Origin of the sequence: Sphaerisporangium sp. NPDC088356 (genome assembly GCF_040685555.1) — a bacterium.
GTDB lineage: Bacteria > Actinomycetota > Actinomycetes > Streptosporangiales > Streptosporangiaceae > Sphaerisporangium.
Map to the genome: position 1 here is coordinate 19,929 of NZ_JBFBIK010000023.1, position 14,441 is coordinate 34,369.

Sequence of the window (14,441 nt, forward strand, 5' to 3'; positions counted from 1 at the left end):
GGTAGGCTGCGAGAGTTTCCCGACTCCTACGCGAGGTGCCTTGAGATGATCGCGATTCTCGGAACCGGCAAGATGGGTGAGGCCCTGCTGTCCGGGCTGCTGCGCGCCGGGGTCGATCCGGGCGAGATCATGGCGACCGCCCGGCGTGAGGAGCGGGCCCGGGCGCTCCGCGAGCGCTATGGCGTGCAGGTCGTGTCCAACAGCGAGGCCGCCAAGACCGCGGACACCCTGATCCTCGCCGTCAAGCCGCAGGACATGGGGGCGCTGCTCAGCGAGATCGGTGCCCACGTGCCCGCCGGCAGGCTCGTCATCTCGGTCGCTGCCGGCATCACGACGTCCTTCGTCGAGTCCCGGCTGGGCGACGAGGTGCCGGTGGTGCGGGTCATGTCCAACACCCCGGTGCTGGTCGACGAGGCCATGAGCGTGATCTCCCCGGGAGCGCACGCCTCCGAGATCCACCTGAAGCACACCGAGGACCTGTTGAAGCCGGTCGGCAAGGTGCTGCGCATCCCCGAGTCCCAGCAGGATGCCGCGACCGCCCTGTCCGGCAGCGGCCCGGCCTATTTCTTCTACCTGGTCGAGGCCATGGTCGACGCGGGCATCCTGCTGGGCATGCCCCGGGCGGCGGCGCTCGACATGGTGACCCAGTCGATCGTCGGCGCGGCGATCATGCTCCGCGACTCCGGGGAGCATCCCGTCATCCTGCGCGAGGCCGTCACCTCGCCCGGCGGCACCACGATCTCCGCGATCGCCGAGCTTGAGCGCCACAGCGTCCGGGCCGCGTTCCTCGCCGCCATCGAGGCCGCGCGCGACCGCAGCCGCCAGCTCGCCTCAGGCTGACCCGCGCGCGATCGGAACCCCTCCGGCCGGCGCCCGTACGGCTCGGGCGCCGGCCGGTCCGTACGACCCCTTACGGCCCGGGCCTCCGGGCCGCTTCGAGTCGGTTCGCGCGTGAGTGTCAGTGGCCGGATGCGAGCCTGACGAACTCCTCGAACGACAGGCGGCCGTCGCCGTCCGCGTCGGCGTCCTGGTCCAGCGCTCCGAGCGCCTCGGCCGGGAGGTGCGGGAAGTGCTCGGTGAACTCCGCCTGGGTGATGAAGCCGTCACCGTCGCCGTCGATCGACTCGAACTGCTTCTTGAGCTGGGCCAATTCTGGATCCGCGGGTACTGCCGACAAGGAGATCTGCCTCCGACGCGAGAAGTGACTCTTACGGCGAACACCCTAGTTCGGACATATCCGAAACGAGCAGGGGCCCATCCTCAATGCCCCTGCACGAGAGGTGACGAATGTCTGGGCCGCCAGGTAGCAGGGGAGTCACACCAGGTGGGCGCGGTAGGGCCGGTCCCATGGTTCCGATCGGGTCGGTTTTGATCACCGCCTCTCACCACGCCACCGGATACGGGTTCGTCACCTCGGCCTACGGGGCGGGAACCATCCTCGGGGGCCTGGCCGCCATGAGGGTCAAGCCGGGCCGGCCGCTGGCCGCCGGGGCCACCGCGATGTTCTTCTTCGCGCTCCAACCGCTGTCGATCACACTCGGGCTGCCCCTGGCGCTGATGGCGGCCTGCCACCTCGCCGCGGGCGCGGGGTCCGCGTTCTGGGGCGTGATGTGGATGACCAGCGTGCAGACGCAGGTGGCCCCCGAGGTGCTGAACCGCGTCCATGCCTACGAGGTCGCCGGCTCGGTCATGGCGCTCCCGGTCGGCCAGGCCCTGGCCGGCCCCGTCGCGTCGGTGCTGGGGGAGAGGGAGGTGCTGGCGGTCTCCTCGATGGTGGCCGTCGCCGGGTGCGTCGCCCTGCTCTCGGTCCCCGCGATCCGGGGCCTCCGCCGCGTGTCCGCTTCCTCGTAGCCCACGCCGGCCCGTACGGGCTTCGCACCCCGAGTCGCCAAGAACGCTCCGGTTCGTACGGTCTCCGCATCCGGTTGCCCGGGACCCGAGCGGGGTGGAGGTTCCGCTCCTACGATGGGCCGGGTGACGATTCGTCGCGGTATCCCCCCGCTTCTCATCGGTCTCACGCTGCTGATCTCGGCCTGCTCGCAGGGCGAGACGCCCAAGGTGCAGATCGGTGAGGCCAGGCACGCCCCGGTCAGCGAGGTGGTCGAGGCCCCGGCGTCCGTCGGCGCCCGCGCCACCGCCACGCTGCGGTCCTCAGCGGCCGGCACGGTCACCAAGCTGTACGTCCGCGAGGGCGAGACGGTGGACAAGGGGGAGATCCTCGCGAGGATCGGCTCCCCGCAGGCGCAGGACCAGCTCCAACAGGCGCGCCAGGCCGAGCGGCAGGCGTCCAGGCCCGTGCGGCTCGGGGGCGGGGTCACGGCGCCGGCCATCCGGTTCGCGGGCCTGAGCACCACCTCGTCCCTCGATCGCAAGGTCGCACGGGGCTTCACCAGGGCGCGTGCGGCGGCGAAGAAGATCAAGGACGCCCAGGTGAGGGCGCAACTGCTCGCCGCCATCGACGGCGCCGAGACGCAGCACCGTGCCCAGCGCGCCGCGCTCAACCAGATCACCCAGAGCCTGACGCGATCGGTCAACCAGGTGCTCTCCCAGGTCAGCGGCCAGATCGGGGCGGGGCTGGGTGGGCTGGCGTCATCCATGTCCTCCCTCCAGGCCGCGTCCAAGACCCAGGCGAAGGCCGCGGTGAAGATCGCCGAGACGACCGTCAAGGGCCTGGTGATCAAGGCTCCCTTCGACGGGGTGGTCACCCTGGGCGGGCCGTCGGCCGGCGGCTCCACGAACCTCGGCTCCCTGCTCGGGCAGCTCCCGGCGGGCCTCGCCGGTCAGGCGGGTACGGCCGCGGGGGCGTCCGGCGGCGCGGGAGCCGCCACGTCCGGGGGCACGATCGCCACGGGCGTGCCGGTCGCGGCGGGCGACGCCATCGCGACCGTGACGGACGTGTCCAGGCTGACCCTCTCCGCCGATGTGGACGAGACCGACGTGCTCCTCGTCGCCCCCGGCACCAGGGCCGAGGTCGAGCTCGACGCGGTCTCGGGGGCCACCTACCGGGCGAAGGTCACCGGGGTCGGCGTCACCCCCAAGGAGGGCACCACGGGAGGGGTCAGCTATCCCGTACGCCTCACGCTCGGCCAGGGCGCGTACGACGACGGCGGAGACGCGCCCGTACCGAAGCCCGGTATGAGCGCGGTCGTCCGGCTGACCGTGCGCGAGTCGCCGGACGCGGTGGCCGTGCCGGCGTCGAGCATCGTGACCAGCGGCAGGGAGACCGTGGTGTGGGTGGTCCGCGCCGACGGCTCGGCGGAACGCCGGGTGGTCAAGCTCGGCGCTCAGGGCGACGCCGTGGTGGAGGTCGCGCGCGGCCTCTCGTCCGGCGAGCGGGTCGTCGTCAAGGGCGCCGACACCGTACGCCCGGGTCAGAAGCTCACATGAACGACCCGGAGGGCGCTCCCGCCTTCGAAACCGTCGATCTCGCCCGGTCCTACAAACTGGAGGGGGTGTCGGTCGACGCGCTGCGCGGGGTGAGCCTGCGCATCGACCGTGGGGAGTTCGTCGCCATCATCGGCCCGTCGGGGTCGGGCAAGTCGACGCTCATGCACCTGCTGGGCTGCCTGGACAGGCCCACCTCCGGCACGCTGCGGGTCAACGGTGTCGACGTGGCCACGCTGGACGACACCGGCCTCGCCGAACTGCGCAACCAGGCGGTCGGGTTCGTGTTCCAGTCGTTCCACCTGCTCGGCCGCACGTCGGCGCTGGAGAACGTGGCGCTGCCCCTGGTCTACAGGGGAGTGGGCAAGGCCGAGCGGCGCGAGCGGGCCAGGCGGGCGCTTTCGGCGGTGGGCCTCGCGCACCGGCTGGACCACCGGCCGTCCCAGATGTCCGGGGGCGAGCAGCAGCGGGTGGCCATCGCCCGCGCGCTGGTCGGCGATCCCAAGGTGGTGCTGGCCGACGAGCCGACCGGCAACCTCGACTCGCGCAACGGCCAGGAGGTGATGGGCATCCTGGCCGATCTCAACTCGGCGCGCGGCGTGGCCGTCGTCCTGGTCACCCACGAGCGCGAGGTCGCCGATCTGGCCCGGCGGCGGATCCACGTCCGCGACGGCCTGATCGAGCTCGACACCGCACACCAGGACGGCGACGGGCGTCCGGGACGGGACGCGCTGTGAGGACCGCCGAGGCGTTGCGCATGGCGCTGGAGGCGCTGCGGGTCAACCGGTTGCGGAGCGCGCTGACGATGTTCGGCGTCGTGGTGGGGGTGCTCGCCGTGGTCATCCTGGTGGCGATCGGCACCGGCGCCAAGGAGGCGATCGAGAGGGAGATCGCGGGGCTCGGAAGCAACATCATCCTGGTCGTTCCCGGGCAGGTCGGCCTCGGGGCCGCGCCCACGCAGAGCCGCCTCAACCTCGCGGACGTGGCGTTCGTCCGTCGGGTGGTCGGCGATCCGGCGAAGGTGACGGTGGCCGTCAACTCCGGCGAGTCCGTACGGGTGGGGCGCACCGAGGTCTTCGCGACCATCACCGGGACCGACGAGAACCTGCCGAACATCTTCGACCGGCCGCTCCGCAGGGGCCGCTACCTCAGCGCGACCGACGTGGACACGCGGCGGCGGGTCGCGGTCCTCGGCTCCGAGGTGGGGGCCAAGCTCTTCGGGGACGTGGACCCGGTCGGCCGCCAGGTCACGATCGCGGGCGTGCGGTTCCGGGTGATCGGCCTGTACGAGCCGGTGGGCGCGACGTTCGGCGTGGCCAGGGACCAGGAGGTCCACGTGCCCGTCACCACCGCGCAGCGCCTGATCGGGCTGTCGCGGATCAACGGCATCGCCGTCGGGGCCTCGGGGCCGGACGAGATCGAGCCGCTGCGGCAGCGGGTCGTCCAGGCGCTCGGCGGGCGGTACCCCGGCGAGCGGTTCAGCGCGGTGACGCAGACCCAGCTCCTTGGGACCATCGGGAGCGTGCTGGGCATGCTCACGGGCGTCCTGGCTGCAATCGCGGGCATCTCCCTGCTGGTCGGCGGCGTGGGCGTCTCCAACATCATGCTGGTCAGCGTGCGGGAGCGTACGCGGGAGATCGGCCTGCGCAAGGCACTCGGGGCCCGCCAGCGAGACGTTCTCGGGCAGTTCCTCATCGAGGCCGTGCTGCTCACCACGATCGGCGGTGTGCTCGGCATCCTGATCGGAGTGGGCGGCTCCCTGCTGATCCAGGCGGTCTCGCCGGTGCCGGCCGCGATCACCTGGTGGTCGATCGCTCTGGCCTTCGGCGTCTCGGTGGCGGTCGGCGTCTTCTTCGGCGTCGCTCCGGCGCGCAGGGCCGCCCGCCTCGATCCCGTCATCGCCCTGCGCGCCGAGTGACGCTGCCTGGATTGTTTCGTACGGGTGACGGCCGTCGGCGGGTGATCACCAGGCGTGCGGTACGGTCGTTTTCATGAGCGTGCGCGGTGAGCTTTCGATTCCGCGCCCCCGGCCTGGCCGAGCCTTTACGCTCTGCCGGAGCCGATCCGTCGTGGGCGAGGTGATGGCGTGAGCCGGTCCGTGCGGGTTGTCTGGGACGACGAGCTGGTCTCGTACGACTTCGGGCCGGGCCACCCTCTGGCGCCCGTCAGGGTCGAGCTGACCATGGCGCTCGCCCGGGAGCTCGGGGTGCTCGACAAGGTCGAGCTGGTGGGGTGCGCCCCGGCGACCGACGACGAGCTGGCCCTGGTGCACGAGCGCGACTACATCGACGCGGTCAGGCGCGTGTCCGCGGACGGCAGGCCCGACCTCGCGTGCGGGCTGGGCACGCCCGACAACCCCGCCTTCGCCGGCGTGCACGAGGCGTCGGCCCTCGTCGCGGGCGCCACGCTCGCCGCCGCGCGCGCGGTGTGGACGGGCGAGGCCGAGCACGCGCTGAACGTCGCAGGAGGGCTGCACCACGCCATGCCGCGGTCGGCCAGCGGCTTCTGCGTCTACAACGACCCGGCGCTGGGCATCGCGTGGATGCTCTCGCAGGGCGCGCGGCGCATCGCGTACGTCGACGTCGACGTCCACCACGGGGACGGCGTCCAGGCGATGTTCTACGACGACCCGAGGGTCCTCACGATCAGCCTGCACGAGAGCCCGCGCACGCTGTTCCCCGGCACCGGCTTCCCGACCGAGACCGGCGCGGAGGGTACGGCCGTCAACGTGGCGCTCCCGGCGGGCTGCGGGGACGCCGGGTGGCTGAGGGCGTTCCACGCCGTGGTCCCGCCGCTGCTCCGGGAGTTCGACCCCGAGGTGCTGGTCACCCAGCACGGCTGCGACAGCCACGCCCTCGATCCGCTGGCCCACCTGATGCTGAGCCTCGACGGCCAGCGTCAGGCGTACGCCGCGCTGCACGCGCTGGCCCACGAGACGGCGGGCGGCAGGTGGCTGGTGACGGGCGGTGGCGGCTACGAGCTGGTCCAGGTGGTGCCGCGCGCGTGGAGCCACCTGATCGCCGAGGCCGCGGGCGACCCGATCGAGCCGGCCACGCCGACGCCGCAGAGCTGGCGCGAGTTCGTCAGGGTACGCACGGGCGAGGTCCCGCCGCTGACCATGACCGACGGCCGTAGCCCGGAATTTCAGGATTTCTCCGGTGGTTACGACCCTGGGGACGCTATTGACCGAGCGATCATGGCAACGCGGAAGGCGATCTTCCCTTTCCATGGGCTGGACCCCCAGCCCTGATCCCACCAGGCATGGTGGCCGCCGGTGCGTAGTGCCGTGTTGCACAAAGGTTGCACAACCTGCCAAGTGGACGGAGTGAACGATGGAGACCGCGACTGCTCCTTCGCGGGAAGAGCTGAGAGACCACCTGATCCGGACGAAGATCGCCGGTGATGTGGCCACCAGCCGGGAGAACAACCTAGATCACTACCGTTCGCTCGCCGTACGGGATCCCCACTACATGTTCGGCCTCACCATGGACGGTGACTGGACCTACCGCGACATCCTCGCGCTGATGTCGAAGGCCGCCGGGGTCGTGGCCGACCCCGAGTACCGGCACGGGCAGGACACGATCGACCCCGATCGCACGATCGACGCCCTCGACGTGATGGGCGACCGCATCGCCGCCGTGCTCAAGCGCGACAACCCCCGGGTTTTGATCGCCACGGGCCACCCCACAGGGCTTCTCACCACGCATCTCGCGCTGGCGCGGCTCGCCAGGGAGCACGGGGCCACGATCCTCACCCCAGGGGAGCAGCGGTCCTTCTCGGCCGGCGGCCTCGGACGCAAGCGCCGGATCCGCTACCTGGACGACGTGGCGATGCTCGACGACGGAGGCGCCCTGGTCCACACCCACGACCCCGCCCCGATGCAGGCGATGCTCACGGAGCTCGGGGACGAAAAGCCCGATCTGGTGATCGCCGACCACGGCTGGGCCGGCGCGGCGGGTGAGGCGGGCCTCGAGACCGTCGGATTCGCCGACAGCAACGACCCCGGGCTGTTCGTCGGAGAGGCCGAGGGAAAGATCGCCGTGACCGTGCCGCTCGATGACAACGTGCTGCCACGCCATTACGATCCGTTGACGCGCTATCTGGTCTCACGGGTCGAGAGTGGCCTGTGAGGCGGCCGCCACCCAATCCGGTCCTGCCCTAACCGCTGTTTCGAGCGCGCATTCGAGGCCGGACGTCGACCGTTTGCCAACTTTTTTATGATCCAGGGCGACTCTAATGGGACACAGTTAGACCGTCCTCAAGATCAGGATCAGGGCTCGGCCTGGCTGCTGGCCAGCGATTTTCTCCGTTCTGGTGGCAGGCGTCTCCTCGGACTGGTGGAATAGGGGGTTTGCGCGATCGGAGACGCGTTCTACGCTGACAGCAGTACACGTGCGTGAGCAATGGCACCAGTGGGGATAACCCGGAAACACGTGCGGAAGAGGCGTCCGATGGGTGCAGGCGAAAGACCTCTCAGCGAGGTGAAGTTCCTGACGGTGGCAGAAGTCGCCACCGTCATGCGGGTGTCCAAGATGACGGTGTACCGGCTCGTCCACTCAGGTGAGTTACCGGCCATCCGGGTCGGGCGATCCTTCAGAGTGCCTGAGCAAGCGGTGCACGACTACCTGAGGGATGCGTTCATCGAAGCGGGTTGAATGGATCAGTAGCGACATCACCGGTCACTTGGTCGGAACCGCTGGACTATGAGCGCATGGTTCGCCAGGGTTGCGAAACAGACCGGAACGGGGTGGGTGGCGGACCGCCCACGTCTGGCCGGTCGTGGGGCGCGACCCCTCGGCGGGCTACGCGGGTTCCCCCCGGGGAGCGATCGACCGTGAATCGCCGGTAGGCTGTTGAATCGGTGTGCTTCTTGCGAGGCGCCGATCTGGGTTTCCGGTATGCCGTGGCAACGGCGTGTCCAGACACTCAGGGCGGCGTGCGACTCGCCGGAGGGCACACACCGACTTGACAAAAACCTACCTTCACCTGGGGGTCCCGTGGGCTCTGTGATCAAAAAGCGTCGTAAGCGCATGGCCAAGAAGAAGCACCGCAAGCTTCTGAAGAAGACCCGCATCCAGCGGCGTAACAAGAAGTAAGAGCGCGGACCGACGACGCAGAGCGGCGGGCCGGGTGTGAGGGATCACGAGCCCGGTAAGCACCCGAGCAAGCGCGACCCACAAACGTGATTCTGCGAGGCGCCGATGACCCACACTGTGCTAGTCACCGGGGTCTCCCGACACGTCGGCGCCCGAGTGGCGAGCGTTCTCGCAGCGGACCCGGACATCGACCGGGTCATCGGAGTGGACACCGTGCCGCCGCCCTCGCTCGCGCGAGGCGGCGGCGGCGTCGCGCTGGGCCGTACGGAGTTCGTCCGGGTTGATCTGCGCAGCCCGGACATCGCACAGGTCATCGCGGCGGCCGACATCGACACCGTTGTGCACATGAGCCTGGTCAGCGCTCCCTCCAAGAGCGCCGGCCGGTTGTACATGAAAGAGCACAACGTCATCGGCGCCATGCAGCTGCTGGCGGCCTGTCAGCGGTCGGCGACCGTGCGCAGGGTGGTGGTCCGCTCCACGACCGCGGTGTACGGCTCCTCCTCGCACGACCCGGCGGTCTTCACCGAAGAGGCCGAGCCGATCGAGGTGGCGAGCTCCGGCTACGCCAAGGACGCCACCGAGGTCGAGTCCTACGTCCGCGGCTTCGCCCGGCGGCGGCCCGACGTGACGGTCTCGACTCTTCGCTTCGCGAACTTCATGGGGCCGGGCGTCGACTCGCCGTTGACGCGTTATTTCAGCCAGCCTGTCCTGCCGACCGTGCTCGGCTTCGACCCCCGCCTGCAGTTCGTCCACGAGGACGACGGGGTGGAGGTGCTGCGCCGCATGGCCGTGGAGGACCACCCCGGCACGTACAACGTGGTCGGCGACGGCGTCATGCTGCTGTCGCAGTGCGTCCGCAGGAGCGGACGGCCCACGGTGCCGGTGCCGGCCACCGCCTTCCGCGTCATCGGCGACCTCGCCCGCGGCGTCGGGCGGGTCGACTTCTCCCCCGAGCAGCTCGCCCTGATGAGCTACGGGCGTGCCGTCGACCCGGAAAGGCTCGTGGCGGAGCTCGACTGGCGGCCGAAGTTCAGCACCGCGTCGGCGTTCGATGATTTCCTCCACTCGCGTGGCCTGTTTGGTGGTATGCCACTTGCTGTGATCGACTGGATCACGACAGTAATGGGTGGAGGTGTGAAACGGTGAAGCTACCGCACGACTTCCGCGATGGGGAGTCCCGCGACGCTCAGGTCATTCCCATCACGGCCGCGCGGCGGTGCTCCGGCAACGGCAAGGCCGAAGCCGTCGAGGATCGCGTCGCGGAGTTCCTGGCCTTCTTGCGGCGCCGCTTCGCCGGGGAGTACGAGGTCGACGAGTTCGGCTTCGATCCCGAGCTCAACGACAAGGTGCTCCTTGAGCTGATCCGCCCGCTCTACCGGCACTGGTTTCGGGTGCAGGCCATGGGCCTTGAGAACGTGCCGCACGAGGCGGGGGCGCTCGTCGTCGCCAACCACTCGGGCACCGTGCCGGTCGACGCCCTCATGCTCCAGGTCGCATTGCACGACGAGCATCCCGGGCACCGCCCGCTCCGGCTGCTTGGCGCCGACCTGGTCTACCAGCTTCCCGTGCTCGGCCACCTGTCACGCAAGTCCGGCCACACGCTCGCCTGCCCCGAGGACGCCGATCGCCTGATGCGCAAGGGCGAGCTGGTGGGAGTGTTCCCCGAAGGCTTCAAGGGCGTGGGCAAGCCCTTCTCCGAGCGCTACAAGCTGCAGCGATTCGGCCGAGGCGGCTTCGTGGCCTCGGCGATCAGGGCCCAGGTGCCGATCATCCCGTGCTCGATCGTGGGCGCGGAGGAGATCTATCCCAAGATCGGCGACTTCCGGTCGCTCGCCCGGCTGCTGGGCCTGCCGTACATCCCGATCACGCCACTGTTCCCGTGGCTCGGGCCGCTCGGGCTGCTGCCGCTGCCGTCCAAGTGGATGATCCAGTTCGGCGAGCCGGTGCGCACCGACGAGTACGACCCGGAGGAGGCCGACGATCCGATGCTGGTCTTCAACCTCACCGACCAGGTCCGAGAGCTCGTCCAGCAACAACTCAACCGCCTGCGCCTCCAACGCGGCCATGCCTTCCCGCCGTTCTTCTGATCCACCGGCACGGCGAGACGTCGTCAGGTAGGCCCAGCACCCGCTCGCCGGGCTTCGGAGCAAGGATCTCGATCATGTGATCGGTGAGGCGCTCCCCGGCCTCGGCGAAGGTGCTGGTGTCGTCGGGACCGAGCCAGTACCCGAAATGGATGTTGCCGCCCAGCAGCTCGCCGAGCACGTCCCCCTTCTCGTCGAAGAACCGGCCCACCTCCTCCGGCGCCATCACTGCACGACGCCGATCTGGCGCAGGACGGCGAGGACGTCGTAGTAGTCCGTCTGCCGTTTGATCAGGCCGTTCTCCGTGAACTCCATGAGGCTCAGCCCTCGGTTGTTGATGCGGTGCCGAACCGCTCGAAGCCGTCTTCCCAGGCGGTGGGCGCCGACGGAGTGCTCGTCACGCTCGTTGCCGCCTTCCTGCGTTCGATGGCTTCGCCGGCGGCCGAGGGGCCGCCGCGTCGGCGTAGACGCGCGCCGGGACCTCGGCCCGCGTGCCGAGCGCGCCCGTGAGGCTCAGGCGCTGGGCGATCACAGGCGACCTTCCTGGAAACGGCCCTCGCTCCGCTCGGACTGTGCTTGCCGGAGGAGCTTCGCTCCCAGCACCGGCCCGCCTCGAAGCGTGCCCCGACCGGCAAGTAGTCGTGGGCACGTCCACACGCATGTTGGATATCTAGTTTAGATCTGACCTCACGATGGATAATATCTAACATGGAGTCGGATTGAAAGTGAGTATCTCTCATGCTGTTCGCTACCCCTGAACTGGACGAGCGGGAGTCGGCCGTCCTGCAGCAGATCGAGGATGCCAAGCAGAAGCTTCGTCATCGGCTCTACGAGCCCCGCCGCTGGTCTGGGCAGCTACGCCGTCAGGCATTCGCACGAGCGCTTCAAGGCTCCAACTCCATCGAGGGCTATGTGGCGAGACTCGACGATGCCGCTGCCATCGCAGCCGGTGACGAGCCGCTCGACGCCTCAGATGAGACTCGATTGGCGATCAAGGGCTACAGCGACGCGATGACCTACGTCCTCCAAGTGGCCCAGGAGGACGATTTCGCCTACACAACACAGATGATCAAGAGCCTCCATTTCATGATGACCAGCTACAGCCTGGTCAACCGCCCGGGCCGATGGCGGGCAGGCTCGATCTATGTCCATGATGAGACGGAAGGACGCACCGTCTACGAGGGTCCGGAGGTCGACGAGGTCGCCCCTCTCATGGAGGAGTTCGCTGCGACACTCTCCGTCGAGAACGGCTATGGCGGCCCAGCGGTGGTGCGGGCCTCTATGGCCCACCTCAACCTCGTGATGATCCATCCGTTCAAAGACGGGAACGGCCGGATGGCTCGCTGCCTGCAGAGCCTCGTGCTCGCGCGCGAGGGCGTCCTCTCGCCGATCTTCATGAGCGTGGAGGAATACCTTGGACGCAATACACCCGCCTACTACGCCGTACTGGCCGAAGTCGGTCAGGGTTCGTGGAATCCCGGCAATGACGCCCGTCCATGGCTGCGCTTCATGCTCACAGCCCACCTACGGCAGGCGCGCACCCATCTTGTTCGGGTACGCGAGAGTGAACGGGTGTGGATGGGTCTAGAACGGCTCGCCGAGCGTTACGGTCTCCCCGAGCGTTCTCTGACGGTGCTGTTCGATGCGGCGATGGGTTTCCGGATCCGAAACCAGACCTACCGCACAGCGTTGGAGCGATCAGGCGAAGGCGTGATCACCGAGGCCACCGCTAGTAGAGACCTCCGCCAGCTCGCCGACGTGAAACTCCTGGATCCGCTCGGTGAGAGGCGTGGCCGTTATTACGTCGCCGGCGTGGAGCTCATTTCAGTACGGCGGGAGGTCGTCCAGTCGCGTGAGCCCCGTGACGACTCCGACCCTTTCGCCGCTTGATCCGAAAGAAAGGCTCCCGAAGAGACTTGGCCCGAGCGGAGCCGGGCTCGTCGCTCGGCCTGCGAGGCCCTTCCCTGGAGGGTGACCTCGACCGCACCCGGCTTCGGCCATCCGGCGATCTCTGAGCTCACGCCGGCTCGCTTGCCCGCTCACACCGTCCGCTTCGGTAGTCGTCCGGGGCCCCTGTCAGGCGGAGCGGTAGTGCTTTCGTAGGGCGATGGCGGCGGCTACGCCGCCGGCGATGGCGCCGGCGCCGACTGCGATGGGGAGGCCGATCATGGTGGCCTTGCGGCCGGTGCGGAAGTCCCTGATCATCCAGTTATTGTTCCTGGCGTGTTCCAGCAGCTCGCTGTCGGGATTGATCGCGCAGGGGTGCCCCACGATCTGGAGCAGGGGAAGGTCGTTGGCCGAGTCGCTGTAGGCGGTGCAGCGTGACAGGTCGAGGCCCTCGCGCCGGGCCAGGGCCTTCACGGCCGCGGCCTTGGCAGGTCCGTGCAGCAGGTCGCCCACCAGCCGGCCGGTGTAGACGCCGTCCTGGGTCTCGGCGACCGTGCCGAGCGCGCCCGTGAGGCCGAGGCGCTGGGCGATCACCCGTGAGAGCTCGACCGGGGTGGCGGTCACGAGCCACACGCGCTGGCCGGCGTCCAGGTGGCTCTGGGCCAGGGCACGGGTGCCGGCCCAGATGCGGTCGGCCATGACCTCGTCGTAGATCTCCTCGCCGAGCCGTACGACGTCGTTGACCTTGAGCCCGACGACGAAGGCGAGCGCGGTCTCCTTCGCCTGCGCGATGTGCTCGGCGTTCTCGTTGCCGCGCAGGCGGAACAGCGCCTGGCCCATGGCGAACCTCAGCAGGTCCTTGGTGGTGAACAGCCCTCGGGAGGCCAGGCCACGGGCGAAGTGGTAGATCGAGGCGCCTCGCATCATCGTGTTGTCGACGTCGAAGAACGCCGCCGCGGTCGTGTCGGGATCGGCGACGGGCGCGGGCACAGCGGCCGCGGCGGCGACCTCTCCGGCCATCTCCGCCTCGGTGCGCCGTCGCAGTAACCGCCTCATAGCACCTCAGCTTAACCGGGAGCAGGGGGTGGAGTCGGTGTACGTGGCGTTAGCGCGGCGTGACGTCTGACGCACGTCATGGGTGCGCCCAGGTGGGCGGACATGGCGGCACACGAAGATCGTCCAGGTCATGGACGGCGTTGGGCGTGTCCCGCCGCCTCGCGAACGGGCGCGTACTTACGGCGTCAGGTCGTCGATCATGTCGAGGTACGCGCTGGCCTTCATGCGGTCGTCGTCGCCGAGCTGGGGGATCATCGGCTCCACGACATCCCGCTGCTCTTCGGTGAAGCGCTTCAACGTGGGCGTGTGCGTACCCGGGCGCTTCACGTGGCCCAGGGCGGACAGGGCCGAGCGGGTCGTCGTGGTCATCTCGTCCAGGGTGGGCCCGATCAGCTGGGCGCGCCGGGAGTCGGGGTAGCCGAGCAGCGCCGCGGCCTCGGTGGCGCGGGAGTGGGCGGCGCTCAGCTCGCGCTGCGCGCGCTCCACGTCGTCGGTGGTCACGCTGAGCAGGGTGGCCTCGGCGGCGCGCTTGATCGGGTAGAGGCGGTCACCGGGCACCGAGCCGTAGGTCTCCACGCCTGTGAAGAGCATCAGGCCCGTCACGGTCACGATGAGCGCGCCCGGCCGCAACCGGACCAGCAGGGGCGTACGCCGCCTGTGCCGGGCGGGCTCGGAAGTGGTATCCGGGCCGGTCGCGTGGGCGGTGAGCAGCTCTCCACGGAGCCGGGCGCGGAAGTCGGGGCGTGGGCCGTGGGCGGGCTCGGAGCCGATCTCGTTGAGCCGGGACACGAAATGGGTGTGGGGCTCCCGTCGCGTGACGGCGGCCCAACGCCTGAGCAGCCACCGCGAAGGCCCCCACTTGACCATGAAAGCTCCCTGCCGCGCGCACTACGATGATCCATAGGTGCTACTTGCCCAACGATGCGGGGAGCCT

The 14,441-nt window shown here is 69.4% G+C and carries 16 protein-coding genes; 12 read left to right on the forward strand and 4 right to left on the reverse strand.

Going from position 1 to position 14,441, the window contains the following annotated elements; all coding sequences use genetic code 11:
* Positions 1-45 precede the first annotated feature (45 nt).
* Positions 46-840, forward strand: coding sequence for a pyrroline-5-carboxylate reductase (gene proC / locus AB0O34_RS11715; protein WP_363915295.1), 795 nt, complete (start codon positions 46-48; stop codon positions 838-840).
* A gap of 118 nt (positions 841-958) precedes the next feature.
* On the opposite strand, the gene AB0O34_RS11720 is transcribed toward proC, so the two are convergent.
* On the reverse strand, positions 959-1,150 hold the full coding sequence (locus AB0O34_RS11720) for an EF-hand domain-containing protein (protein ID WP_363915296.1): 192 nt from the start codon (positions 1,148-1,150) through the stop codon (positions 959-961).
* A gap of 197 nt (positions 1,151-1,347) precedes the next feature.
* Here AB0O34_RS11720 and AB0O34_RS11725 point away from each other — a divergent pair, with 197 nt between their 5' ends.
* The 10 genes from AB0O34_RS11725 to AB0O34_RS11770 all read left to right on the forward strand — a co-directional run bounded on the left by AB0O34_RS11725 (position 1,348) and on the right by AB0O34_RS11770 (position 10,567).
* Positions 1,348-1,851 carry a hypothetical protein gene (locus tag AB0O34_RS11725; RefSeq protein ID WP_363915297.1) on the forward strand — a complete coding sequence of 168 codons (504 nt, stop codon included), beginning with the start codon at positions 1,348-1,350 and terminating at the stop codon, positions 1,849-1,851.
* Positions 1,852-1,974: 123 nt separating this feature from the next.
* A complete protein-coding gene (locus AB0O34_RS11730) occupies positions 1,975-3,387 on the forward strand; it encodes an efflux RND transporter periplasmic adaptor subunit (RefSeq protein WP_363915298.1) in 1,413 nt (470 codons plus the stop codon).
* The gene (locus AB0O34_RS11735; RefSeq protein ID WP_363915299.1) at positions 3,384-4,121 is read left to right on the forward strand and encodes an ABC transporter ATP-binding protein; all 738 of its coding nucleotides are present in this window, start codon (positions 3,384-3,386) and stop codon (positions 4,119-4,121) included. The genes AB0O34_RS11730 and AB0O34_RS11735 overlap by 4 nt, the downstream gene beginning before the upstream one ends.
* Positions 4,118-5,302 (forward strand): ABC transporter permease, encoded by a 1,185-nt coding sequence (locus tag AB0O34_RS11740; RefSeq protein WP_363915300.1) that lies wholly within the window; start codon positions 4,118-4,120, stop codon positions 5,300-5,302. The genes AB0O34_RS11735 and AB0O34_RS11740 overlap by 4 nt, the downstream gene beginning before the upstream one ends.
* A 168-nt stretch (positions 5,303-5,470) precedes the next feature.
* Positions 5,471-6,634 (forward strand): acetoin utilization protein AcuC, encoded by a 1,164-nt coding sequence (locus AB0O34_RS11745; RefSeq protein ID WP_363915301.1) that lies wholly within the window; start codon positions 5,471-5,473, stop codon positions 6,632-6,634.
* A gap of 82 nt (positions 6,635-6,716) precedes the next feature.
* Positions 6,717-7,514, forward strand: coding sequence for a phosphatase (locus tag AB0O34_RS11750; protein WP_363915302.1), 798 nt, complete (start codon positions 6,717-6,719; stop codon positions 7,512-7,514).
* Between the two features lie 321 nt (positions 7,515-7,835).
* Positions 7,836-8,039 carry a helix-turn-helix domain-containing protein gene (locus tag AB0O34_RS11755; RefSeq protein ID WP_030456159.1) on the forward strand — a complete coding sequence of 68 codons (204 nt, stop codon included), beginning with the start codon at positions 7,836-7,838 and terminating at the stop codon, positions 8,037-8,039.
* Between the two features lie 342 nt (positions 8,040-8,381).
* Positions 8,382-8,480: an AURKAIP1/COX24 domain-containing protein gene (locus AB0O34_RS11760; RefSeq protein ID WP_018654693.1), complete on the forward strand. Its 99-nt coding sequence runs from the start codon at positions 8,382-8,384 to the stop codon at positions 8,478-8,480.
* Positions 8,481-8,585: 105 nt separating this feature from the next.
* The gene (locus AB0O34_RS11765) at positions 8,586-9,626 is read left to right on the forward strand and encodes an NAD-dependent epimerase/dehydratase family protein (protein WP_363915303.1); all 1,041 of its coding nucleotides are present in this window, start codon (positions 8,586-8,588) and stop codon (positions 9,624-9,626) included.
* Positions 9,627-9,673: 47 nt separating this feature from the next.
* Positions 9,674-10,567: a lysophospholipid acyltransferase family protein gene (locus AB0O34_RS11770; RefSeq protein ID WP_363915345.1), complete on the forward strand. Its 894-nt coding sequence runs from the start codon at positions 9,674-9,676 to the stop codon at positions 10,565-10,567.
* Here AB0O34_RS11770 and AB0O34_RS11775 read toward each other — a convergent pair.
* The gene (locus AB0O34_RS11775; RefSeq protein ID WP_363915304.1) at positions 10,518-10,790 is read right to left on the reverse strand and encodes a hypothetical protein; all 273 of its coding nucleotides are present in this window, start codon (positions 10,788-10,790) and stop codon (positions 10,518-10,520) included. The genes AB0O34_RS11770 and AB0O34_RS11775 overlap by 50 nt on opposite strands.
* Before the next feature lie 512 nt (positions 10,791-11,302).
* Here AB0O34_RS11775 and AB0O34_RS11780 point away from each other — a divergent pair.
* Positions 11,303-12,454, forward strand: a complete 1,152-nt coding sequence (locus AB0O34_RS11780; protein WP_363915305.1) for a Fic family protein — start codon at positions 11,303-11,305, stop codon at positions 12,452-12,454.
* Positions 12,455-12,640: 186 nt separating this feature from the next.
* Here AB0O34_RS11780 and AB0O34_RS11785 read toward each other — a convergent pair whose 3' ends face one another.
* Positions 12,641-13,507, reverse strand: a complete 867-nt coding sequence (locus AB0O34_RS11785; RefSeq protein WP_363915306.1) for an HAD-IB family hydrolase — start codon at positions 13,505-13,507, stop codon at positions 12,641-12,643.
* 177 nt (positions 13,508-13,684) lie between these two features.
* Complete coding sequence (locus AB0O34_RS11790) at positions 13,685-14,374, reverse strand: DUF5667 domain-containing protein (RefSeq protein ID WP_363915307.1); 690 nt, start codon at positions 14,372-14,374, stop codon at positions 13,685-13,687.
* Positions 14,375-14,441: the final 67 nt, after the last annotated feature.

Coding starts and splice junctions, on each gene's coding strand:
- AB0O34_RS11725 (WP_363915297.1), top strand. CDS start 1,348: ATGGTTCCGATCGGGTCGGTTTTGATCACCGCCTCTCACCACGCCACC.
- AB0O34_RS11765 (WP_363915303.1), top strand. CDS start 8,586: ATGACCCACACTGTGCTAGTCACCGGGGTCTCCCGACACGTCGGCGCC.
- AB0O34_RS11780 (WP_363915305.1), top strand. CDS start 11,303: ATGCTGTTCGCTACCCCTGAACTGGACGAGCGGGAGTCGGCCGTCCTG.
- AB0O34_RS11750 (WP_363915302.1), top strand. CDS start 6,717: ATGGAGACCGCGACTGCTCCTTCGCGGGAAGAGCTGAGAGACCACCTG.
- AB0O34_RS11735 (WP_363915299.1), top strand. CDS start 3,384: ATGAACGACCCGGAGGGCGCTCCCGCCTTCGAAACCGTCGATCTCGCC.
- AB0O34_RS11790 (WP_363915307.1), bottom strand. CDS start 14,374: ATGGTCAAGTGGGGGCCTTCGCGGTGGCTGCTCAGGCGTTGGGCCGCC.
- AB0O34_RS11755 (WP_030456159.1), top strand. CDS start 7,836: ATGGGTGCAGGCGAAAGACCTCTCAGCGAGGTGAAGTTCCTGACGGTG.
- AB0O34_RS11785 (WP_363915306.1), bottom strand. CDS start 13,507: ATGAGGCGGTTACTGCGACGGCGCACCGAGGCGGAGATGGCCGGAGAG.
- AB0O34_RS11775 (WP_363915304.1), bottom strand. CDS start 10,790: ATGGCGCCGGAGGAGGTGGGCCGGTTCTTCGACGAGAAGGGGGACGTG.
- proC (WP_363915295.1), top strand. CDS start 46: ATGATCGCGATTCTCGGAACCGGCAAGATGGGTGAGGCCCTGCTGTCC.